Here is a 22,633-nt window from a genome sequence, read left to right as displayed (position 1 = left end):
ATCTGTCTTAAAAAACCATAGAAGACTTGAAGAGAGAATCTCTGCATTTCATAATTTGATTTCATTATCTTATTGTCACCCGGATTTACTGGGTTGAAAAGGAGATAGCCCCCGGGTGAACTTAAATAATGAGAAGCCTCATACAAATTTTTCCTTAATTATTCAACCTTTTAGCCGATTGGAGTTTTGAATTCTCTGCTTAGTGGGAAGGCAATCTCCATATTAGGCTATTGGAGATGCATTGACACCAATGCCTGTGCAAATTAGTATCAACCGGACTTTCAGGACTCTACGGAATCTCCGCCAACTCACTACTATTTATTAATATATAGTACTAAAGATTTATAACATTATCTCTTAAGATCGATTATTGACAAAGACAAAAAAGAGACTCTGCGTTAAAAGGAAAAAATTACTGGAAGATTATAATAAAGAACTGGAAACTCCCATAGAAAGTCTCTTTTAATATATTTTAGGATATATTTCAAATTTACTTAGGAGTCCATTTTTGTGCCAGTTCTAAATTTATTCTTTAAATGTGAATAAAACTCCTGCTCTTTTCCGGTGGTTTTTCTGAGCAGTCGTTCCACAATCAACTCGGGAGTGCTTCGAGCAATGCGATTGTATACAGGGTTACGGTTAACTATGAGTTCCAGATTGGAATCCAGACCATCGGCTTCGATTCCATCTACCCTTACCTCTGCCCCGGTGTTTTCAAGGATAAGCTCTGACAGGTGGGAAACAAAAATTCCCAAACTCTGTTCATTTCTGTAAAGGTATTCCAGGATTCCTGCTATAATCCGTGCAGAAGCTCCAGGCTCAGTAATTGATTCCAGTTCGTCCGCAAGCACCAGTTTTCCCGAAACTTCGGAAAGCATCGAGAACTGTTTAAGGGTAGTTTCAAAAGCTCCTGCATCCAGGGTTCCTTTTGATTTTCCGAAGTAGTAAAATTCCTCAACAGGTCCGAGTTCAAGTTCTTTTGCAGGAACCGGAAAGCCCATGTATCCAAGGATTACGCACTGGGCAATGAGTTCAAGCAGGGAAGTCTTGCCCCCGGAATTCACCCCGCTCAGAAGCACAACCCTGTTTTCAAGACCAGCAGGAGAAAAACTGGTTTTTCCAATGGAATAACTCACAGGATCGATTTCTCCATGACGGGCTTTTAAAAAGAGGTTTTCCCCAGCTTCAAAACCTATTCCTGTTTCACGAATCAGTTTCGGCACCTTCAATTGGAATTTTGCCGAAAAACATGCTATTGAGAACCCCAAATCGAAATCTAGAATTTCTTTAACAAGTTGTTCTACTGGCTGGTGAAAGGCTGAGAGCGTTTTTGCAAGCTCTCTTTTTCGGGCAAGCCTTGTTTTTTCAAGGCTATTGTTCAGCTTTTGCCTGAGAAGCTGGAGCTGTGACTGGTCCACACTCAGAGGATAGGAAATCTCATCAGGAAAAAGACTCTCAAGCATTAATTTTTCCTGCTTCTGAAGCCCAAGCTTGTCAGCGATCTCTTCTTTTACAGCTTTAATCTCAGTTTTATAAATCCTATCGAGTTCTTTTGCAAGCAGGTCTTTAATCTCCATTCCCCCGCTTACAAGCTTGATGAGTTCCTGCCCGCTCAGGGTAAGCGAACTTGCCTCAAGGGTTCGGTTCATGCGCTGGTTAGCTTCATTCAGAGCCGAAGTCAATACAGAGTCAAGGTTTTGCAGAGCTGCCCCAAGCCTATCAATTTCAGGATCAAAACCTTCAACAGGCTTTCCATCTTCTCCGAGCTTTGAAAGAGCTGCATTGAGTATGCCAAGCTTCTCTTCCGAGAATCCCTCAAAGAATCCGAACCCCTGGGAGCGTAGAGCCGAGACTATATTCAAACAGGCGCGGATGCAATAAAGATTCCGCGCAAAAAATGACAGTTCCTTTTCAGGCAAAACCTGACAGAATTCAGCCCTGGAGATGTCCTGGAAATACTCAGGTTCAATGCCTTCAGGCAGGTCAAAGCCAAGATAGGTATCATCAAAAACAATAACACTGGAGTAGCCCCTTGCGAGATCTACGAACTCCGAGAAGTCTTCTACGCCCTGCACAGGCAAAAAAGGCTGGAACTTTTCTCTGGCTGCTTCCAGGATTTTTGGATCTCCGCAAAGAATTATCCGGTCTCTGACCCTGAGGTTTGCCGGCACCGGTTTAAGTTTTCTCACCCTGGAAAGCAAGTCCAGAAATTCGGAATTCTCAGAAAAAGCCTCTCCCAGTTCAAGATACTCTCCTATGAAAGCCTGCCTTTTCTGTATCAGATCCATGCGCGAAGCAGGTAAAGGGTAAAAAAGGTTCAACCTGTCCCTGGAATGTGTGGTATGGGCAAAACTCTTTATCAACTCAAGCAGGCGTGAATAAAGTTCCAGGGCTTCTTTTGTTTTGAGAAAATCAGAAATTGAACAGCCCTCGGTTCTTGATCTGGCTTCTCTTGCAAGGGAGAGGGCGAAATTATGGCTAATTCCATTGATTTCCGAAAGCGAAGCTATATCCCCCTCGCAAATAGCCTGAAGAGCCGCATCTTCAGTTCCGAAATGCTCAATCAGCTTGTCAGCTACCCGTTCACCAATTCCATGAATTTCCCGCAGGCTTAAGAGCGGCTGAGAAGTTTTCGTACTCAAAACATTTTTCATATACAAGACACTTTATTTCACTAATTTCGGCTGGGTATTAAGCCCATATCCTTTACTTCAAAATAAGAGCGAGTTCTTTTTCAAGATAGGGACGCATTGAGCCCGTATATCCGTGGGCTGCCTCAGTGACGTTATACATCGCTTTTGGCTCTTTTGCAAGGGCAAAGGTTCGGAGCGCCTGATCGTGAGAGATTACGGTATCATTAAAAGAATGAATCTGCACGAATTTTGCAGACGGCAGGGTTTCAAGATAGGTGTTAGGGTCGATTGAGCGATAAAAACGGTAAGTTTCGGGATCGTTTGTAAGTGCAGAATCGGGGTTCTCAGTGCCGTAGCCGGCGGTGCTGATCGCGATAACTCCTTTAAGGGAAGGGTTAAGGGCACAGGCAAGAACTGCAATTCTTCCGCCGTTACTTTCCCCGAGAATTGCAAGCCTTTCAGGATCAACTTCAGGCTGGGCTGCAAGCACGTCTGAGGCTTTAAGGGCATCGTAAACCATGGTATATTCGAGAGGCTCAAGACCGGCTTTGAAAAATTCAAAATCTCTTTCTATGTTTATGCTGCCTAGGTTACGCTGGTCAGGAGTGAGAGTCGCATACCCCATTTTAGAGAGTTCCACAGCCAGACCCTGCTCGGCTTCTTTGCTAATCCCTGCCCCAGGCAGCAGGACAAGACCCGGAGAAGAGGAGGAGTTTGCAGGAATTCTTAAGAGAGCCTGGATTCTTTGCCCACGGCTTTCAAAAGACAGCAGTTTTAAAGTATCCGGATTTTCAGGGGCGTACGTATCTTCGATTTCCTTAACTGAAAAAACTGGCACCTCTCGATCTGGAAAAGTTAGGATGCCTGCTTCCGAGACCTCCCAGGAAGCTTCAGCGTCTGCTGAGCCTGATGGGTTATACAGAATTCCAAAAATACCCACAAGTATAAAAAGAAAACCCAGAAGAAGAACTGCGGGTTTAGAGGCTCTGATCCTTGAAGAAGCCCTGTATTTGCTTGCCTTTTTCCCTGAATCCTGCCTGCTCAAGGGAACCCTGCCGAAGAAATTCCAGTTACGGCCAGACGCCGTTTACAGCACTTAAGAATAATACTGCTATACCGGTAATGGCGCCGACAATCAGCACTGTTTTGGGCTGGATTTGAATTGCATTTTTATCTGCTTCATAGTAGCGCATGAGCCCTGCAGAGGACTGAAGCCCGGTACCTGATTTTTTAGCCATATATTAACACCTGTGAACGCATTTATTAGAATAGTTTCTTTAATTGAATATGAATTCCATTGCTATATATCTGCCTGTAAAAGATTGCCCTGGTGAATGATAAAATAATTATCTGGAAATTCGCAATCGAAATCTGGAAAATTTAACATAACTGTTAAATTTCCTGTTAACTTTAGTAATCACATAATTTACATTTCTGATATATAAATCCAGCAGAGAGATATTTTGACAACCAGGATTCGGAAGGGTTGAAAAGAATACATTGCGTTATTTAAGCAGGCAGTCTCAAACAAGTACTTCATCCAGCAGGAAGGGCGGGTAAAATATTCCTTTCTCAGTAATTACTGCAGTTATATTTTCCATGGGAGTTGCGTCAAAAGCAGGATTGTAAACTTCCACATCTTTCGGGGCAAGCTGCTCAGAGCCGAAAAAGCGAAGTTCATCCGGATTTCGCATTTCAATTTTTACGCTGCCCTCCCAGCCATCGAAGTCGAAGGTTGAGATAGGGGCTGCTACATAAAAGGGAATTTCATGCTCTTTTGCAAGAATAGAAAGGGAATATGTGCCTATTTTATTGAAAACGACATCCTGGGTAATTCTGTCAGCTCCTACAAGCACGCTGTCTACCAGTCCCTGCCGCATTGCCCATCCAGCCATGGAATCCGAAATAAGGGTTACCGGAATATTATCCTGCATCAGCTCCCATGTAGTGATCCTGCTTCCCTGATTCAGAGGTCTGGTCTCACAGGCAATAACCTTGATTTCTTTGCCTTCAGCAATGGCCGAGCGCGCAACTCCAAGAGCCGTACCCCAATCCACGCAAGCGAGCCTGCCTGCATTGCAATGTGTGAGTACGGTATCCCCATCTTTCAGAAGTTTTGCCCCGTACTTGCCTATCAACTTATTGATGGCTACATCTTCTTCTGCAATGTCTTTAGCTTCCTGAAGGGCAATATCCCGAACTCCCTGTACATCAAAGGCATCCGAAATAGCTCTCAGGACTCTGTCCACGCCCCAGCTAAGATTTACTGCAGTCGGGCGAGTTGACTTAAGAGTTTTTCCTGCAACCTCGAGATCCCTTGTTATTGTTTCGATATCTTTGGCTTCACTCAGGAAAGCTGCAAGGGCGATTCCGAAACCTCCTGCTGCACCGAGAGCAGGCGCGCCTCTTATCCTGAGAGATTTTATAGCCTCACAGAGAGAACTCAGGGTTTTGCATTCTATTATCCTGTACTCTTTTGGGAGCAGGGTCTGGTCTACCAGCACTACGGAATTTGATTCGTCCTTCCAATCAATTGTCCTCATTAGATCACTTTCCAGTGTAAGCATCAGATTCTGCCGGAGAAATTTCCGGTTTTTCCTTTCAAGCTTCCCATCAGATAAAAACCTATTCAACTAGCAGAATTCGTTAATCTCTATTTTTTCGCATCATTAGTGCAACCGAGAAATTTAAAGATAAATTATGTCAATTAAAACGAGAATATATTAACTAAAATACAGCTATATCAATTAAAGCATAATTATGTTAAAGAAATTGCCTTAAACTTCAGAATAACTGGAAAAATTGTAGCAGATTAAGCCCCATATCCAATCATCAGAATGGAAATTTGTCTAAAAAATGAATAAGGTATATGTAGTATATAAATAAATGTAATATTTCCCCCTAGAAAGGAAAACTTACATATAATAGGTTTATAGAGTAACAGAACAAATAAGGCAAGGTTTAAAATCCATAGTTAAGATACAAGAAGTCGTAATTTCAGGAATATAACTCCTGAGCTCAGTGAACTTAAATTCCTAAATCCTTGAATCTGTAGATTTCAGAAATCATAAAAGATCTGTCATTTCATTAATGCGGTTTATGAGAATCTGGGCATTCATCGGAGAGTAAGCGCTTATGACAAAAATAAAAATAGCAATTGCAGGAATCGGAAACTGTGCAAGCTCTTTGATACAGGGCATTGAATACTATAAGGCTGAAGATAGAGAGCCCATCGGATTGATGCACAGGGAAATTGGAGGATATAAGCCGGGCGATATAGAAGTTGTTGCTGCTTTTGACATCGATGCCAGGAAGGTAGGAAAAGATGTTTCCGAGGCTATTTTTGCTCCCCCGAACTGCACAGCGGTTTTTTGCCCTGATATTCCATCCACAGGTGTGAAGGTTAAGATGGGTAGAGTCCTTGATGGAGTCTCTGAACATATGAAAAATTATGATGAGAATTATACCTTCGTTGTCAGCAAAGAAAAGGAAGCTACAAAAGAGGATATCGTAAACGAACTTAAAAAATCAGGTGCCGAAATGCTTCTCAATTACCTGCCTGTAGGTTCTGAAGAAGCAGCCCGTTTTTACGCTGAATGTGCTCTTGAAGCAGGGGTAGCTTTCATAAACAACATGCCTGTTTTTATTGCAAGTGATCCTGAGTGGGCAAAAAGATTTGAGGAGAAAAATATTCCGATTATTGGTGATGATATCAAAGCCCAGCTTGGAGCTACTATCACACACAGAGTTCTTGCAGATCTTTTCGAAAAGCGAGGCGTAAAGCTCGAAAGAACATACCAGCTCAATACCGGAGGAAACACTGATTTTCTAAACATGCTTAACAGGGATAGGCTTGCCTCCAAGAGAGAATCGAAGACTGAAGCCGTCCAGTCCGTACTTTCCCGGAAGCTTGAGAACTATAATATTCACATAGGACCCAGTGACTACGTAGCCTGGCAAAAGGACAATAAAGTATGTTTCCTGAGAATGGAAGGTAAGCTTTTTGGGGACGTGCCCATGAACCTTGAACTCAGGCTATCGGTTGAGGACTCTCCTAACTCTGGAGGTGTGGTAATCGATGCTATTCGCTGCTGCAAACTGGCTCTTGACCGCGGAATAGGAGGAGTGTTATATTCCCCGGCTTCCTACTTCATGAAACATCCTGCTATTCAGTACCCTGACGATGAGGCTTACAGGCGGACTGAAGAATTTATAGCTGGAACCCGGGAACGTTAAAATTCAGAGAAGAGATTCTTGCAAAAGCAAACGAGAAGTCCCAGATATTCAGGCATCTTATATGTTTCCTATTCAGACTTAAGTTTGTTTTCAGCCAGAATTTAACTTTTTCTCTGCCCATAATAACTATTAAAAGGCTTTTGAAGAATTTTTCTGATCTTCTGTTTTTCTTAGCAATTGCTCTGCTTAGCAATTGTTTAGTAATTGACCTATTTAGCGAATTCCTTCAGCTGTAATTGTAAATTCAGCACTTGAGCCTTCAGGACGAGAACGATGTTTGTACAGGATGGCGCGCCTGGTTCCTTCGCCTGTTTTTTCCAGTCTGATAATCGTCTTTGAGATATGCTCCAGGGAACTGCCACCAAGGGGGCGCACCCCTCCTGAGGCAATATCTGAATATACCTGGTTGGTTATGACTACGGCAAAACCATATTTGCGGGCTAGGGCATGTAAAAATCCTATCTGGTTGGCAAGTTCTCTGCGGCTTTTCATGCTTGTTTCATCGTCTTCAAGCTCGAACCTGTAGAATGAGGTTGCAGAATCCAAGATCACGAGACCGATATTCTCTCCAGCTATTCTTTCCACCTCTCTTACGGCTGCATACTGCTCTTCAAAATTCATGGGCTCATAGATGATGATGCTCTTTGCTATTTCTTTTGCATTTTCCCCTGCAATCTGCCTGAAACGTGAAGGAGAAAGTCCTTCAGTATCTATGTAAATGACTCTTTGCCCTTGTTTTACGCATTCTACCGAAAGCTGGATACAGATATTTGTTTTCCCAGTTCCTGCAGGTCCGAAGATTTGAGTTACAATGCCTTTCTCAAAACCTCCTCCAAGAAGTTCATCAAGGGGCTTGCAGCCGGAAGATAATAATTTCTCTATGAAGTGACACCTCTTTTTCTGCTTGATGAGATATAACCGAACCATGATATAACGCTTTTTTGTAATTTCCAATCTTTCAGGAAGATTAAAGATTTTCTAAAAAGAATAGAAAAGATAAAATGAATATAAAGGAAATGCCCAGGTATAGATTCCCAAGACTGAGCAGAAGAAAAAGATTTTACAATAGTACGCTGAAAGCAGGTAAAATTTTTTAATCTTATTTTATAGAGTCTCAAGGAATAATGTCTTATACATCTTAACCATACCTGTCCCCTCCAATAGGCTGCAGATATCTGTTAAAGTCCTCCGTGATTGAAATTGTTTCCTTATATAATGCAGTTTTTCAAAAACAGGAATCATTAAGTTTGTTATCAGATTTGATAACAAATAGAGGATCTTTGAATACAAAACAAAGGGGTTATTGTATCCAGACCTAGGTTAAAAAACCATTATTAAGTGATATGGCATTTAGAATATTTACCTTAAAATAAAGGTCATTTCCACTTATTAGCGTGGGAAAAAGGATATCAGAGGGGGCGCTTCCTGGAAGCCGCACCTTTTTCCGATATTGCTGACTTATAATTAACGTTTATAAGAATTACAAGGGTTAACTGAGGTAATAGTGGCCCGCATGGGTTTTGTTTTATTGCTATAATGCACTATGCACCTGCACGCTCATCCCGCCGACAATGTAAATAAAAACAATATGTAGAGCGGGAAGAAACCTGTGCAAAAGCGGTAACTAAAAATCAGATTAAGAATTAGAGTAAAAATCAGAGGGACGTAAAGCATGGCAAAAATAATATTATACACAACGGACCGCTGTCCGAAATGTAATAAATTAAAAAATTTCCTGGAAACGCATTCAATTGCTTTCGAGGTAGCAGATATGTCTACTCCAGAAGCTCTAACAGAATTGCGTTTCAACGGGGTCTTCACTATGACAGCGCCTGTTTTACAGATCGATGATACTTTTCTTACACACGAGGAACTCTTCCGTGAGGGAGAAGTAGACTCCGAGAAAATCCAGGGAATTATGTGATGAAAACGATCTTGAAAATCAGAATAATTTGAATAATCCTGCAAATTCCATTCTAAAACAGATATTGAAGATGAGAAAATGACAGGCGAGACTCTCTTACACGATAACCAGTTATCTGACAACCAATCAACGCAAACGCCGCTTGAAGAGTTGTCCATCTCTCCACTCCAAGATGATGACGAGTTATCTGACAACCAGCCAGTGCAAAAGACCCTTGACGGGCAGTCCATCTCCCCCCTCCCCAAGGTAAGGACAACAGCCGGCTTCATTCTTAACTGGGACAGGAATATCATTGTAAACCAGCTCCTGAAAGAGACAAAATTAAGCGAGATCTTCTACAATAAACCCGCAATAACAAAAGAAGAAGCCGTTGAGATTGCAAAGGAAGCGGAAAAGATCATCAAAAAGATGAATCTAAAGTTTCTCTCAGGTCCTCTTATACGGGAAATCGTCAACAATATCCTGCTTGACAGAGGACATGTCGAGTGGAGAAATATCATGACCAGGGTTGGGGCTTCGGTCTATGATGCCTACGAAATTGATACTGGATACGGCTTTGAGGCGAATGATAATGCAAACCAGCTGAACAATGCCGAGACCTCACATAAAAGAAAAGCCGATAAGATGTCCAAGGAGCAGAACCTCCTTCTGATGCCGAAAGAGCTTGCAGACTTACACCTGAATGGGGATTTCCATATCCATGACCTTGAATACATGGGCACAAGACCTTTTTGCCAAGACTGGGATCTTCGTTACTTTTTCTACTATGGGCTTATGCCTGACGGGGTAGGAACGCAGTCCAGTGTAGCAAAGCCTGCAAAAAATGCTGAAGTAGCTTTCCTTCATGCAGTTAAAGCTATGGGCTCGGCTCAGACAAATTTCGCAGGTGGGCAGGGATTCTATAATTTCCTGACATTTATGGCTCCCTATCTGGAGGGCAAGTCTGAAACAGAGATAAAACAGCTTATGCAGATGTTCGTCTACGAAATGATGCAGATGATGTGCGCAAGAGGCGGACAGACCGTTTTCTCATCCGTGCAGCTTTCCCCCGGGGTTCCAAAGCTCTGGAGAAATATTCCGATTGTCGCTAAGGGTAAGGTCTGGGATGGCAAACAGGCTCCGCTGAGAACCTACGGGGAGTTTGAAAGAGAGGTTCGTCTTGGATTTAAGGCTCTGATGGATGTCATGCTTGAAGGAGATGCCTGGGGCAAGCCTTTCAGTTTCCCCAAGCCCGAAATTTCCATTGAGCCTGACTTTATGGAAGAAGACGAAGAATTCAACAGAGCTCACCCCGATCTTCCGACTTATAAAGAGTTGTACAGGATGACCTTCGAGCTGGCTGCTAAATTCGGGACTCCTTATTTTGATAACCAGCTTCCGGAGTACAGGGGCGCAGGAAAGGGAATCTCATGCTATCAATGTTGTGCCTATCAATTTTCTGCAAATCCCACAGATGACGCCGAATTCAATGACAAACTTTATTTTAAGGACGGAAAGCACTTCTCAATGGGGTCATGGATGGTTCTGTCTTTAAACTGTCCAAGAGCTGCATATAAAGCTGAACATGATGATGAGAAACTTTTTAATGAGCTCAAATTCCTGATGAACAAGGGAGTGGAAGTCTTCAAAATCAAACGAAAATGGATGAACAACCTGATCAAGAAAAACCGGATTCCGTTTGCAGCCCAGCGTCCTAAAGACCCGAATACCGGGGAAAAAGGAGCAATGGCAGTGGATTTTGATAGCCTTGTATATACCATAGGAGTAGTAGGGATTAATGAGATGGTTCAGTACCATACAGGCTATCAGATACATGAGTCTCCAGAGGCTTATAAGCTTGCAATCAGGGCTATGTTTGAGATGAAGATGCATGCTCAGAAGCTTTCAAAAGAAACCGGAATGGAAATTGCTCTTGCAAGAACACCCGCAGAGACAACTGCCCAGCGTTTTGCAGTCTCAGATCTCTTGCATAAGGAGTATGCTGAAAAAGCTGAGCTTACAATCAAAGGAGATTTGGAGGCTGCAAAACGGGATTTGAATCAGACGCATGACCTGCCGATTTACTATACCAATGGGACTCATCTTTCGCCCAGTGCAGACGTGTCTCTGCCCGAAAGGATAAGGTACGAACATACTTTCTTCCCGATTGTGGACGGTGGAAATATCATGCATATCTGGCTAGGAGAAGGAAAGCCAGATCCTGACGGTCTGCAGGAGCTTGCCATGTATATTGCAAAGAATACCCAGACCGGTTACTTTGCCTTTACTCGGGACATGACTGTGTGCATTGACGAGGGATATGTAGCTGACGGCCTGCTAGACAGATGTCCAAAGTGCAAGTCTGAAAACGTGCAGCATCTCTCAAGGATCACAGGATACCTTCAATCCGTAGAAGGATGGAACAAAGGCAAGCGTCAGGAGCTCCTGGATAGAAAACGATATAGTGTGCAGGAACTCAGGTAAGAGTTCCTTAACCTTTTTTATACGTACAACTTTAAGAAACGATGGACTATGAGATTAAACTATGCTGGTATAGTCCCAATCTCGACCGTAGACTGGAGAGGAAGAGCAGCAGTCACCATCTTTTTTCGAGGATGTCCCCTTCGCTGTGCCTACTGCCTGAACCATCAATACCTTGATGAGTCGAAATACGTGGAACTGGACTTTGTAAAAGATCAAATTAAAAAATCAAAGCCTTTTGTGAGTGCAGTTGTATTTTCAGGAGGAGAGCCTCTGATGCAGGATGTAATTGTGCCTCTTGCAGAGTTCGTGAGAGAAATGGGGCTTGCAATAGGAATTCACACAAACGGCTGCTACCCTGAGATGGCAAATGAACTGATTAAACGAAAGCTGGTTGATAAATTTTTTGTCGATATAAAAGCTCCACCAGATAATCCCGATCTTTACGGGAAAGTTGCGGGCTTCGGAGAATATGAAGCCGTGAAAAAAACACCTGAAAAGATTATTACATCTTTAATAGAGACTCTCGAAATTGTAGATTCCTGCGGCATGGAACTGGAACTCAGGACGACACTAATCAGGGACTTTATCGGAAGCAGGGAAGAGATTGCCAGCATAGCTGCCTGGATCTCAGAAAATATTAAGAACAGCGAAGTTACGTATGTGTTGCAGCAGGGCATCCCGGAGTACAGTTTGCGTGAAAGTCTGAGGGAGACACAGGTGCTTGAAAGGGAAGAACTGTACGAACTGGGGAAAATAGCAAAAAGCTTCCTGAATGATGTGAGAATAAGAACAAAAGAGAACGGAGAAGAAATTATATTTGATTCAATGTAATATTCCATTTTTTATTCTTCGGTGTTTTTTATTCTTCAGTTTATCTTTAATTTCTTGCTCTGCATTTCTTGTTTTTAATTTCTTGCCCTAGACTCCTTGTTCTCAGTTTCTTGCTCTGGACTTTTTGTTCTCAGTTTCTTGCTCTGGACTTTTTGTTCTCAGTTTCTTGCTCTGGACTTTTTGTTCTCAGTTTCTTGCTCTGGATTTCTTGTTTTTAATTTCCTGTTTTACAACTTTTATCTTCATTTTTTTCTTAATAATTTGTTCCCAGTTTCAAACTCTACACTTTTTTAGCAATTGTTCTCTCCAGCTCTGAGAACGTCTCCTTTTTAATCATTTACTCTGGCTTTTTATAGAAAACCACGTTTTAAGTTTGAATGAATTTGAAGTTTACAAAAGTTTTATAGATTTTATTAGATATAGAAAAATCTCTCTGAATATAGGAAATCTCCGTGAATATTACTAACTTTTTGTGTAACTTTGCACGTTACACAAATTAAATAAAGGAGAGAAACTCAGTGCATTTTAGCTCACAGAGGGCATGTGTTTATAAAAAGTAAAAGCAAAGGTTACTTTTTCAAAAAAGACCATGAAAGACACAAAAGTATCTTCAATTGGGGAACGCGCTCTAATCTCCATCTTATCCGAGATTTTTAAAGCTCCTGATGGCAAGGAAAAAGGGCAGGAAGGAATCCTTATTGGTGCAGGTTCGGATGACTGCGCCGTCCTTGACCTGAAAGGCGAAGACTGCCTGGTTGTTACTACCGATATGCTGCACAGAACCACGGATTTTCCGGAGGAGATGACAGCCTGGCAAATGGGCTGGATGTCAGCAGCGGTAAACCTCAGTGATGTTGCAGCCATGGGTGCAGAACCCATAGGGCTTATTATGGCAATCGGGATGCCTTCAGATACCGAAATTAATTTTGTTGAAGCGCTTGCAAAAGGTATGCAGGCGTGTGCTGAATTCTGTGGAACTGCGATTATCGGAGGCGATCTTGACACCCACGCAGAACTGACGATTACAGGGACGGCGCTGGGCAAGGTAAAAAAAAGTCAGCTCCTTCTTCGGCGCGGAGCAAGACCAGGTGATCTTGTATGCGTCACTGGATATACAGGCTCAGCGGGGGCAGCTCTGGAAGCCCTACAATTGAAAAAACCAGTGAGTGAGACTGTTCTGAAGGCACTTTTTGAGCCAATTCCGCGCATTAAGGAAGCCAGACAAATGGCAGAGTCCGGGGCAGTCACATCCATGATAGATACAAGTGACGGTCTTGCAATGTCTCTTTACGACCTTGCCAGACAGAGCCATGTAGGCTTCAGGATCTGGGAAGATTCCCTTCCTATCCTCAAAGAAGTCAGAGAATTCGCCTCAAACCCCGACAAACTGAGGGAACTTGCCCTCTATACAGGCGGAGATTTTGAACTTCTTTTTACAATTGACCCGCAAGAGATGAAAAAAGTACAAAATATATGTAACTTAACTGTTATAGGAGAATGCACAATGTATGAAGCGGGCATTGTACTTGAATCCCCCGAATGCAAGCTTACAACTATAGCGCAGCGAGGATACCAGCAGCTAAAAGCCGAGACAATTGATGGGTCCTCCTGATTAAAAGTTAAGTTACCCCCACAAATAGAAGCCAGGGTGAGAAAGAAGAAAAATTAAGAATTCTTGATTGATTAATCCCCTTAGATCATAAAAATTGAGTAAACTCCGGGTTAAACTGACTAAATTCATAATATAATTTATGCACAAGGTTCAGAAGGATCGACTATGAAAAAAGCTAGTTTACAGATATTTACAGCAATTATGGTGCTGGGGCTATTTTGCGGAGCTGTAACAGCAGCCCCGAGTCTGGTAGCAGACCCTACACCCTCAACGAACTCAACTGTTACAGGGATAGCAGGTACATCTCAAATATTTGCTATTCCTTTAAATGAAAGTGCCACTGTCACATGGAATATAAGAGGAGAGACAACAACAACACAAACCGATAGTAATAATGTTGCAACTCTCGATCATACTCTTCAGCAGGGATCATACCAGGTGATAGCCAGTATAGATGGATTAGATCCAATAATCTGGAATGTAGAAGGTACTGCAGGTGCACTGGCGATTATAAACCCAAATCCTCAGACTAATCCAAGTACAAGAATAGGAGAATCCCAGGAATTTAGCATTGAGACAAACAAGGAAGCAAACATCACCTGGTATATAGACGGACAACAAGTTAAACCGGCTATTAGAGCAATGTCAGATATGTATCAAAACACCACTGCATCTTCAGCAGGCATATATAACGTCACTGTTATAGCCGAGGATGGTAACGAAACTGCAAGCTATAGATGGGATTGGACAGTATCAGCAGAAGGAGTGCCTGTTAATTTTGCCCCCTCTGAGGAAACGGTTAAAGTAGAGCAGGGAAAATCGCAGACCTTCAGTGTAAGTTCTACAAACAACCAGAGTATTAACGTTGAGTGGTTTGTCAATGATATAAATCAAAAAACTGATACAGGCGTGACTTCTTCTTCATACGAACTTAGAGGGGACAATGCGACTGTTTATACACTCAAAGCAGTAATCAGTGATCCCAGCGGCGTATACGACCAATCTACACGGACCTGGAATGTAACAATTGAAGCTCCAGCAAGTGGGAACAGAATATGGGAAGAGGGGATGCCCACTACCTATACCTGGAACGCACAGAGTTACTCAGGCTTCTACTATGACCTTGATTCCGGTGTATCCTCAGAAGAAATGAGGATTGAAAATATAGAAAGAAGTATAGATGCAGGAAACATCAAGTATATAACAAGACCTACTGAGACTGATTTTGAATATAATAGGTGGGGTTCCTACCAGGTTATAGGGTTCATGGCAGAGAAATACTTTGCAGGCTACAGTGAAAACTCAGTTATAGGTGATGATGTTAGCCTGATTTCTGACGGTATTCTCTCCAAGATCCTCATAGACAGCGATGATAAAAAATCAGCGTATGCAGGAGACTCTCTTATCCTCGAAGACGGTTATTCCCTGAATATCGTGGAGGTTGACGTTAATGGGAAAACTGTCTGGATACAGCTTGAGAAAGATGGAAATGTTGTGGATGACGCTTTTATTTCCTCTGGACAGGACTATGTCTATGAGACTGACCTTGGCGAAGCTGAAGATGTACCTATAATCATTGCCCATTTCGGTACAGTTTTCTCAGGCACTGAAACCTCGGCTGCATTTATTGAAGGGGTTTTCCAGATCTCGGACAATTATATAGAAATCAATAATGGAGACACCTTCGGAGAAATGGAAGTAAAGTCCACTAGCAGTAATGAAATAAGAATGGAAAATGAAGATAGTATCGGACTTGATAAAGGCGAAACTATCGACCTCATGGGTAAGATAAAACTCAGGGTTGCCGATGACAGTAAACTGCGTTTTGCTCCCATTCTCGATACCTCAGAATCCGGAACTTACGAGCTTCGCGGGACTGTTTATGATGAGGATAAAGATGGAAACTCTACTCCTGTCTGGAATCCTTTCAACTTTGAAGGTTTCTATTATAACATAGATGAGGGAATCGGAACTGAAGAGCTTAGGGTAGAAGAACTGAATGGCAGGACTATCCCATCCGATAAACTGGTCTATGAATCCAAGCCTCAGAAAGTTCAGTTCGAATACCGTAACTGGGGCAATTTCATGGTCGTAGGGTTTATGGCAGACAAGTATTTTGCAGGATATGATGAGGGAGCCGTTAACGGAGCAGTAGACGACGTAAGCCTTCTCTCGGATAATATTCTTGCTAAAATCCTTATAGACAGTGATGACAGGAAGTCCATGTACTCAGGTTCTGCTCTTGTGCTTGAAAACGGCTATTCCCTGAACATCGTGGAAGTAGACATTAATGGGGATACTGTCTGGGTACAGCTCGAGAAGGATGGAGAAGTGGTAGATGAGGCTTTCGTTGCCTCCAATCAGGATTATATTTACGAAACCGACATTGGGGAAGCTGAGGATATACCCCTGATCATAGTACACTTCGGCACAGTCTTCGCAGGAACTGAGACCTCGGCTGTTTTCACACAGGGTATTTTCCAGATTTCGGATGAGTACATTGAAATCGAAAATGGAGAAAGCTTTGGCGAGATGGAGGTTAGCAGTGTTTCCGAAAGTGGCATTAGAATGAAGAATGATGATGATATCGGGCTTGATAGGGGAGAAACAATCGAGATCATGGGCAATATCAGCTTCAAAGTAGCTGATGACAATGTTCTCAGGTTCTATCCTGCTGTAGAAATCCAGAACGAAGATGGAGCCAGCAGAGAGCTCAAGATCAGCGTGCCTGATGAGATCGTTGTAGGTGACACTTTTGATATCGGAGTGACTGCAGGTGACAGCCCGGTCGAAGGTGCCAGCGTAAATGTTAACACGACTAATATAGGTAAGACCGACGCTAATGGGACTGTTAAATACACTGCAGAGAATATCGGACCCCTTAAATTGACTGCACAAAAAGATGGATACACAACTGCAAACAAGAACGTCAATGTCATTCCTCCGAAAGAGAAAATGACAGTTAGTGTTTCACCTGAAACGGCTTATGTCGGGGATACCCTGGAAATTGAGGTTGTCAAGGCAATCGGTGGCGACCCAATTGAGGGTGCAAATGTTTCGATTAACGGGAACTTAGTTAACAAAACGGGACCTGATGGAAAAGTCTCCTATAAGACAGATAAAAGCGGCACTCTTAAACTGAGCGTGACAAAAGAAGGATTCCTGGATCTGGAAGAAGATATAAGAGTAAGAGACTTTGAAGCCATCTTCGAATTCTCAAACCTTGTAGTTGAGCCCTTAGAAGTAAGTGCAGGAAAGGCTGCAAAAATCTCAATTGACGTCGGAAACATAGGCAACGCTGCAGGAAATCAGAGTGTGGAATTGTTTATAAACGGAAACGCAACCGAATCAAAAGAAATTTCCCTGGATGTAGGGAAGAACACCACTGTAACCTTTGAGCACGTAGAAGAGGTGCCTGGAACCTACAGGGTAGAAGTTGGAGGAGAAACCGCAACCTACACTGTAAAAGAGAAGTCTTCCTTACTGCTCTATGCGCTTGGAGCCTTTTTCCTGCTAATAGTAGGTGGAGCTGCCTACTTCTTTACAAAAGGTGGCGGGGATATCTCAATGATTCAGGAAAAAATAAAGGAACTTAAAAAGTAAATTAGTGGAGGTAAAAGCGGTAGTAAAATAGAATTCAGAGATAAAGAAAGCCAAAGAAAAACAAAAGTTAAAAAATTAGATTCAGAATTTCCGCGTTTCAAATTAACGCGGGTCTTTTTCATTTTTAATAGAATTAAGATTTGACTCAGACTTGATTCAAGTTTAGTTTAACTTACCGCTTTTGGAAATTCTGTATATACTTTAAATTGCTTTTTATTTCGGATATCAGGTGTTTTCCCAGATTTTATTTCTCTTCAAATATAATACTGCTTTTTTCCTAACGATCACTCCATCTTTTTAAGCGCAAGTTCAATCGCATCTATAAGACTGTTCTTCGGGATAATTGTCGTGACTGGAATATTTACAATCTTTTCTACAGTCGGGCTCACTATGGGAGCGCAGACCAGGGCTTTTGCTCCGTCTCTCTCGGCGTTAACGGCTGCTATTATAGCTTCTTCCATTGAGGTTGCCGAGTATTCCCTGATTGTAATCAGCCTGCCGGATATCTTCTTCTTTGTCTCCACGATATTGTCAAGCACAGAGCGAGCTGCAATGACAGCAATAAATTCTCCACTGTCTGATACTTTAATATCACGGATGGTTTTCACGATCTGGCGGAGGGTTTTAATGTTGGGGTCCCGATTGCCTGACAGGATCTTGTAAAGGGTGCTTGGGGGGATATTTGCTTTTTTGGCAAAATCCACAGCAGTGAGGTTAAGATCCTCTTTAATTACAGTGGAAAGCGTTTTTTGAAAAACCTCATCGGATTCGAATGCGGATTTGATAACCTTGTCTGCAACATTCATAAAATTCAACCTTTTAAACCCTCTAGAAAATTTTTGTTTTTGGGAAATAATTTACATTTCACAGAAGATTTAGTCCTTAATGAGAAATATATCCCGTTGTATTAATACATTTGGGATATAATCATGACGGCATTGAGAAGATATATATAGGAAACGTAAAAAATATTGATACTCACTGCATATATTTATTTTTTATTTCTTACCAGGACTTTTATTTGAAAAAAAGAAATTCTTCGCAAAAAAGTTTATGGAAATCAGGAGAAGTTATTAATTATTCCTTAAGAAGACCCGAAATCAAAAAAATAATTTAGAGAAAAAAAAGTCTGTCATTTATAGGATTATTGTCATTTATAGGGACTATTATCATTTATAGGATTATTGTCATTTATAGGGACTATTATCATTACAGGATTATTGTCAGTTTTAAGAATTAACGAGGTGAGATTTTGAAAAAAATAGGTATATTCACACTTATTTTATTGCTGCTAGCATCAATCTTCGTATCCGGCTGCGCATCCGATGATCTTACTGAATTGAACATTGGCTATCAGCCGAGTACCCACCAGATCGCATACATGACTGCGGCTGAGAAAGGATGGTGGCAAGAAGACCTTGCACCATATGGAATTGAAAAAATTAACGAATATCAATTCCCGACAGGAGCCCCTGAGATGCAAGCTATGATGTCTGGAGATCTGGATGTCGCTTATGTCGGGGCAGCCCCTGTGGTTGCAGCTCTCAGCGAAGGACTTGACGCAAAGATTGTTACGCCCGTACAGATAAACGGCTCAAGTCTTGTTCTTCGACCCGAACACGAATATGAAAGCCCTGAAGACTTAAAAGGACTTACGATAGCTACTTTCCCGCCAGGAACGATTCAGGATACCCTGCTAAAGAACTGGCTCCGTGAAAACGGGCTTGATGCTGAGAAAGATGTGAGAATTCTCGGAATGACTCCAGGAGATGCCGTCACCGCTATTTCGGCTAAACGGGTTGATGCTGTCTTCTTGCCTCACCCATCCCCAACGGTTATAGAAAGGGAAGGTAACGGGCGTACTATAGTGCAATCTGGAGAGATGGAAGCAAATCACTCCTGCTGTGTACTTGTCGTAAGTGGAAAACTTATCAGGGAACACCCGGAGATTGTGGAGCAGATTGTAAGGACCCATATTAAAGCAACAGAGTACAACCAGGCAAATGTAGACGAAGCTGCTCAGATTTATTCAAATAAAACCACAGAGAACCTTGAGACTGTAAAGACATCTCTTGAAGAATGGGATGGAGAGTGGATTACAGATCCTGCATTGATTGAAAGTTCGGCTGTCAATTACTCAAACACTCAGTATGAACTTGGTATTATTCCAAAATCCCTGACAAAGGAAGATATCTTTGATACAAGCTTCTATGAGAAAGTTATGAGTGAAAAACAGGCTCAGGAACAAGAATAAGTTAAAATAAATTCGGTTGTCTCTGTTTTATATAGTGGCAACCTTAACTTTTCTTTTTTCTGAGAAATGATGTCTGCCGGAAAGGTAAAAAAGTAAGAACTCTTTTTAATTAGACATGAAGAACCGTTTCATAAAAACAATAGAAGAGAATGCCATTGAAGCGTTGTCTCTCATAATCGCAGTTGCAATATGGCAGCTTGTAGCGGATAGAATAGTACAGAATAAGTTTCTTCTGCCCAGCTTTTTTGATGTAGTAAACTCTTTCACTATTATTGTCGAAAGCGGGCTAATTTACACAGATACGTTGACAAGTCTGGTTCATTTCTCAATTGGTATTATAGCTGCGTTTACAATAGGAATTCCACTCGGAATAACTATGGGATGGTTCAGAAAAGCAGATAGGGCGATCGATCCTATAATCGAAATTCTGCGCCCGATTCCTCCCCTTGCCTGGATTCCCTTTGCAATCGTGTGGTTTGGGCTTACTCGCCAGGCTGCAGGTTTCGTTGTGTTTGTGGGAATGGTCTTTCCTATTATTATCAATACTTACACAGGTTTTAAAAACGTCCCGAAAGTTTATGTTGAGGCAGCAAAGGTTCTTGGGTGTACTCGGAATCTGGATCTTATACGTTACATTGCAATTCCTTCAGCTATGCCTTCAATTGCTGCAGGAATAAGGATAGCCATGGGAGTAGGCTGGATGTGCCTTGTAGCAGCGGAAATGTTCGGAGTTAGCGATAACGGACTTGGATATCAGATCTGGCACAATTACTACCTGCACAGGATGGATTTCGTGCTCGTTTACATGCTTCTGCTTGGGTTCGTAGGCCTTTTAATTGACCGCTTCTTCAGATACTATGTAGATGCAAAATTACTTAGATGGACAGCAGGAACTGTGGTATAAAATGGGCAGAGTAAGTATAAAAAATGTCTCACGTATATTTACTAAAAAAGAGGGTAATGGCGTTACGGAAGCTCTACGCGATGTGAGCTTTGATGTTGAAGATGGCGAATTTATCTGCATTCTTGGACCGTCTGGCTGCGGGAAAACTACCTTGCTTCGTATTATTGCAGGACTTGAAACCCAGACTTCAGGAGAAATCACACTCAATGGAGTCCCTATAACTGGTCCTGATCCCAAGAGGGGTATGGTTTTCCAGCAGTATTCCCTGTTTCCCTGGAGAACAGTCATTGATAACGTTACTTTCGGGCTAGAGATGCAGGGAATTAGTAAAGCTGAAGCTCGGAAGCATGCGGAGAAGTATATCGATCTTGTAGGCCTGGAACAGTTTAAAAATAGCTATCCTTATGAGCTGTCCGGAGGCATGCAGCAGAGGGCTGCAATTGCAAGAGCTCTTGCTAATGAACCTGAAGTGCTTCTTATGGACGAGCCTTTTGGGGCACTGGATGCCCAGACTCGAAATATTCTTCAAGACGAACTCCTGAAGATATGGGAACAGAAACACATTACCTGCATTTTTGTGACCCATAGTGTGGATGAGGCGGTTGTTCTCTCAGACAGGATATTGGTCATGACCACAAGACCTGGAAGAATAAAAGAGATTGTGCCCGTAGACCTGCCTCGCCCACGGCGCAGGACAAGTCCTGAGGTTAACAGTTTAAGGGACCGTGTCCTGAAACTTCTCGAAGAAGAGAGGTTCAAAAGATAAACTTTTACGGCTTGATGGAAAGGGATAAGACCGCTGTACAAAAATACAAACGGAATAAAAAGATACGAAAAGAATGAAAAGAGGGAAAAAACATTAAGTACTGCTGGAAAATCCCGATTCTTCAGCCCGAATAATTACTTTGGTTAACGGCTCTACTTTCCCGACATTAACTTTTCCAATGAGTTCGAGCGTACCGTCTGCTTTAACTGAGTTGAGAGAGCATCCAGGTCTGGCGCGGATATCTCCTTGACAGGCTGCGGTATTTATTTTAGCCCTATCAAGAAGGACAAGCTCAGAAACTGTTTCGATACTGCCCAGAATTTTTGCCCCGGCGCAAATAAGAGCACTTCTGGCTTTTACATTACCCCTAACAATCGAATCTTTTCCGAGTTCAAGCCTGCCGGTCACTGTGAAGTTCTTCCAGAATTTTACTTCCTGCCCGACAATTACATTGCCGTCCAGAGTAAGATCCTCTTCAAAAAAAGCTCGTTTTTCAATCACGTAAGTATTGGACCTGGGGTGGTACTTGATAAAACGACTCATTAGAAATCACTCCGGGCTGTTTTTCCCGGCTACAGATGTAAAGCAAATACCTGTTCTGTAAAGCATTTACAAAATTTTGTCAATTGAGTTCTCAAAATAGATTGAATATCTATTATATAATAGCATCGAATGTTCACTATCAGAAGCCATGAATAAATAAAACATACAATTGAACTGAAAAATAAACAAAAAAATAATCCGGTCAAAAAGAATTGAGAACAATACAATAGACCAAAAATATACTGAGAATATCTAGTTATATCAAAACAAGGAACAGATTAAAGAAAAGTAATTCCAAGCCTTAAAGTTCCGGAGATTAATTAATAAGATGAAAGAAGTAAAAAGACTGAAGAATTATTGATTCCTCAGTCTTGCTTTTTTCATTTGGAGCATCCTGTTTATTCAACCAGGCTTGCAAAACCATATTTAGGGAGAACCCTTTCAATTTTAATCCGGACTTCATCGCCAGCTTTGGTGCCCGGGACAAAGATAACAAAGCCCTCAATGCGGGCAATGCCGTCTCCCTGACGAGCAATGTCCTGAATTGTTACATCGTAAACTTCGCCCTCTTCGACAGGAACAGAGCTACTTTCGCCTCTGAACATAAAAATCATCCCAATAACTAAAGTTAATATAATTTATTTCCCTACACTTACTCGACAATGCTCGCAAACGCAAATTTGGGAAGCACTCTTTCGACTTTAATCCGGACTTCATCGCCAACTTTGGTGCCCGGTACAAAGATAACAAAACCTTCAATGCGAGCAATGCCATCTCCTTGACGAGCAATGTCCTGAATTGTTACATCATAAATTCCGCCCTCTTCGATAGGAATTGGGCGAATTTCTTCTCTAAACATGAAAA

At 42.0% G+C, this 22,633-nt stretch carries 18 protein-coding genes; 9 read left to right on the top strand and 9 right to left on the bottom strand.

All coding sequences use genetic code 11. From position 1 onward, the window contains the following. Positions 1 to 494 precede the first annotated feature (494 nt). The 4 genes from MSTHT_RS09905 to MSTHT_RS09890 form a co-directional block, all read right to left on the bottom strand. Positions 495 to 2,642: an endonuclease MutS2 gene (locus MSTHT_RS09905; protein WP_231588064.1), complete on the bottom strand. Its 2,148-nt coding sequence runs from the start codon at positions 2,640 to 2,642 to the stop codon at positions 495 to 497. Between the two features lie 64 nt (positions 2,643 to 2,706). After that, the gene (locus MSTHT_RS09900; RefSeq protein WP_052721873.1) at positions 2,707 to 3,678 is read right to left on the bottom strand and encodes an alpha/beta hydrolase family protein; all 972 of its coding nucleotides are present in this window, start codon (positions 3,676 to 3,678) and stop codon (positions 2,707 to 2,709) included. A 25-nt stretch (positions 3,679 to 3,703) separates the two neighbouring features. Beyond that, the gene (locus MSTHT_RS09895) at positions 3,704 to 3,871 is read right to left on the bottom strand and encodes a preprotein translocase subunit Sec61beta (protein WP_048167634.1); all 168 of its coding nucleotides are present in this window, start codon (positions 3,869 to 3,871) and stop codon (positions 3,704 to 3,706) included. Between the two features lie 285 nt (positions 3,872 to 4,156). Next, complete coding sequence (locus tag MSTHT_RS09890) at positions 4,157 to 5,176, bottom strand: S-methyl-5-thioribose-1-phosphate isomerase (RefSeq protein WP_048168523.1); 1,020 nt, start codon at positions 5,174 to 5,176, stop codon at positions 4,157 to 4,159. A 592-nt stretch (positions 5,177 to 5,768) separates the two neighbouring features. On the opposite strand from MSTHT_RS09890, the gene MSTHT_RS09885 reads away from it, so the two are divergent. Then, positions 5,769 to 6,869 (top strand): inositol-3-phosphate synthase, encoded by a 1,101-nt coding sequence (locus MSTHT_RS09885; RefSeq protein WP_048167633.1) that lies wholly within the window; start codon positions 5,769 to 5,771, stop codon positions 6,867 to 6,869. Between the two features lie 213 nt (positions 6,870 to 7,082). On the opposite strand, the gene radB is transcribed toward MSTHT_RS09885, so the two are convergent. Beyond that, positions 7,083 to 7,796 (bottom strand): DNA repair and recombination protein RadB, encoded by a 714-nt coding sequence (radB, locus tag MSTHT_RS09875; RefSeq protein ID WP_048168522.1) that lies wholly within the window; start codon positions 7,794 to 7,796, stop codon positions 7,083 to 7,085. 745 nt (positions 7,797 to 8,541) lie between these two features. Here radB and MSTHT_RS09870 point away from each other — a divergent pair. The 5 genes from MSTHT_RS09870 (at position 8,542) to MSTHT_RS09850 (ending at position 17,302) form a co-directional block, all read left to right on the top strand. Further along, a complete protein-coding gene (locus tag MSTHT_RS09870) occupies positions 8,542 to 8,793 on the top strand; it encodes a glutaredoxin family protein (RefSeq protein ID WP_048167631.1) in 252 nt (83 codons plus the stop codon). A gap of 78 nt (positions 8,794 to 8,871) precedes the next feature. After that, positions 8,872 to 11,256: an anaerobic ribonucleoside-triphosphate reductase gene (gene nrdD, locus MSTHT_RS09865; RefSeq protein ID WP_048167630.1), complete on the top strand. Its 2,385-nt coding sequence runs from the start codon at positions 8,872 to 8,874 to the stop codon at positions 11,254 to 11,256. Between the two features lie 48 nt (positions 11,257 to 11,304). Further along, on the top strand, positions 11,305 to 12,087 hold the full coding sequence (locus MSTHT_RS09860) for an anaerobic ribonucleoside-triphosphate reductase activating protein (protein ID WP_048167629.1): 783 nt from the start codon (positions 11,305 to 11,307) through the stop codon (positions 12,085 to 12,087). A 589-nt stretch (positions 12,088 to 12,676) separates the two neighbouring features. Next, entirely contained in the window at positions 12,677 to 13,699 is a 1,023-nt protein-coding gene (thiL, locus tag MSTHT_RS09855) for a thiamine-phosphate kinase (protein WP_048167628.1), read from the top strand. Between the two features lie 165 nt (positions 13,700 to 13,864). Beyond that, entirely contained in the window at positions 13,865 to 17,302 is a 3,438-nt protein-coding gene (locus MSTHT_RS09850) for an S-layer protein domain-containing protein (RefSeq protein WP_048167627.1), read from the top strand. A gap of 284 nt (positions 17,303 to 17,586) precedes the next feature. On the opposite strand, the gene MSTHT_RS09845 is transcribed toward MSTHT_RS09850, so the two are convergent. Next, complete coding sequence (locus MSTHT_RS09845) at positions 17,587 to 18,108, bottom strand: helix-turn-helix domain-containing protein (RefSeq protein WP_048167626.1); 522 nt, start codon at positions 18,106 to 18,108, stop codon at positions 17,587 to 17,589. Between the two features lie 446 nt (positions 18,109 to 18,554). Here MSTHT_RS09845 and MSTHT_RS09840 point away from each other — a divergent pair, with 446 nt between their 5' ends. The 3 genes from MSTHT_RS09840 to MSTHT_RS09830 all read left to right on the top strand — a co-directional run bounded on the left by MSTHT_RS09840 (position 18,555) and on the right by MSTHT_RS09830 (position 21,226). Further along, the gene (locus tag MSTHT_RS09840; protein ID WP_048167625.1) at positions 18,555 to 19,556 is read left to right on the top strand and encodes an ABC transporter substrate-binding protein; all 1,002 of its coding nucleotides are present in this window, start codon (positions 18,555 to 18,557) and stop codon (positions 19,554 to 19,556) included. A gap of 115 nt (positions 19,557 to 19,671) precedes the next feature. After that, on the top strand, positions 19,672 to 20,460 hold the full coding sequence (locus MSTHT_RS09835) for an ABC transporter permease (protein ID WP_048167624.1): 789 nt from the start codon (positions 19,672 to 19,674) through the stop codon (positions 20,458 to 20,460). Position 20,461: 1 nt separating this feature from the next. Then, positions 20,462 to 21,226: an ABC transporter ATP-binding protein gene (locus MSTHT_RS09830; RefSeq protein ID WP_048167623.1), complete on the top strand. Its 765-nt coding sequence runs from the start codon at positions 20,462 to 20,464 to the stop codon at positions 21,224 to 21,226. A gap of 93 nt (positions 21,227 to 21,319) precedes the next feature. Here MSTHT_RS09830 and MSTHT_RS09825 read toward each other — a convergent pair whose 3' ends face one another. From MSTHT_RS09825 to MSTHT_RS09815, 3 genes are all read right to left on the bottom strand, one after another. After that, a complete protein-coding gene (locus MSTHT_RS09825) occupies positions 21,320 to 21,769 on the bottom strand; it encodes a bactofilin family protein (RefSeq protein WP_048167622.1) in 450 nt (149 codons plus the stop codon). A gap of 398 nt (positions 21,770 to 22,167) precedes the next feature. Then, positions 22,168 to 22,374 carry a TRAM domain-containing protein gene (locus tag MSTHT_RS09820; RefSeq protein ID WP_048167621.1) on the bottom strand — a complete coding sequence of 69 codons (207 nt, stop codon included), beginning with the start codon at positions 22,372 to 22,374 and terminating at the stop codon, positions 22,168 to 22,170. Between the two features lie 47 nt (positions 22,375 to 22,421). Then, entirely contained in the window at positions 22,422 to 22,628 is a 207-nt protein-coding gene (locus MSTHT_RS09815; RefSeq protein WP_048167620.1) for a TRAM domain-containing protein, read from the bottom strand. Between the last annotated feature and the right edge of the window lie 5 nt (positions 22,629 to 22,633).

Origin of the sequence: Methanosarcina thermophila TM-1, from assembly GCF_000969885.1 — an archaeon.
In the GTDB taxonomy this organism is placed as follows: domain Archaea; phylum Halobacteriota; class Methanosarcinia; order Methanosarcinales; family Methanosarcinaceae; genus Methanosarcina; species Methanosarcina thermophila.
This window is presented reverse-complemented; position numbering and strand designations above follow the sequence as displayed.

Coding starts and splice junctions, on each gene's coding strand:
- radB (WP_048168522.1), bottom strand. CDS start 7,796: ATGGTTCGGTTATATCTCATCAAGCAGAAAAAGAGGTGTCACTTCATA.
- thiL (WP_048167628.1), top strand. CDS start 12,677: ATGAAAGACACAAAAGTATCTTCAATTGGGGAACGCGCTCTAATCTCC.
- MSTHT_RS09820 (WP_048167621.1), bottom strand. CDS start 22,374: ATGTTCAGAGGCGAAAGTAGCTCTGTTCCTGTCGAAGAGGGCGAAGTT.
- MSTHT_RS09870 (WP_048167631.1), top strand. CDS start 8,542: ATGGCAAAAATAATATTATACACAACGGACCGCTGTCCGAAATGTAAT.
- MSTHT_RS09850 (WP_048167627.1), top strand. CDS start 13,865: ATGAAAAAAGCTAGTTTACAGATATTTACAGCAATTATGGTGCTGGGG.
- MSTHT_RS09825 (WP_048167622.1), bottom strand. CDS start 21,769: ATGAGTCGTTTTATCAAGTACCACCCCAGGTCCAATACTTACGTGATT.
- MSTHT_RS09860 (WP_048167629.1), top strand. CDS start 11,305: ATGAGATTAAACTATGCTGGTATAGTCCCAATCTCGACCGTAGACTGG.
- MSTHT_RS09835 (WP_048167624.1), top strand. CDS start 19,672: ATGAAGAACCGTTTCATAAAAACAATAGAAGAGAATGCCATTGAAGCG.
- MSTHT_RS09845 (WP_048167626.1), bottom strand. CDS start 18,108: ATGAATGTTGCAGACAAGGTTATCAAATCCGCATTCGAATCCGATGAG.
- MSTHT_RS09895 (WP_048167634.1), bottom strand. CDS start 3,871: ATGGCTAAAAAATCAGGTACCGGGCTTCAGTCCTCTGCAGGGCTCATG.
- MSTHT_RS09885 (WP_048167633.1), top strand. CDS start 5,769: ATGACAAAAATAAAAATAGCAATTGCAGGAATCGGAAACTGTGCAAGC.
- MSTHT_RS09815 (WP_048167620.1), bottom strand. CDS start 22,628: ATGTTTAGAGAAGAAATTCGCCCAATTCCTATCGAAGAGGGCGGAATT.
- MSTHT_RS09890 (WP_048168523.1), bottom strand. CDS start 5,176: ATGAGGACAATTGATTGGAAGGACGAATCAAATTCCGTAGTGCTGGTA.
- nrdD (WP_048167630.1), top strand. CDS start 8,872: ATGACAGGCGAGACTCTCTTACACGATAACCAGTTATCTGACAACCAA.
- MSTHT_RS09830 (WP_048167623.1), top strand. CDS start 20,462: ATGGGCAGAGTAAGTATAAAAAATGTCTCACGTATATTTACTAAAAAA.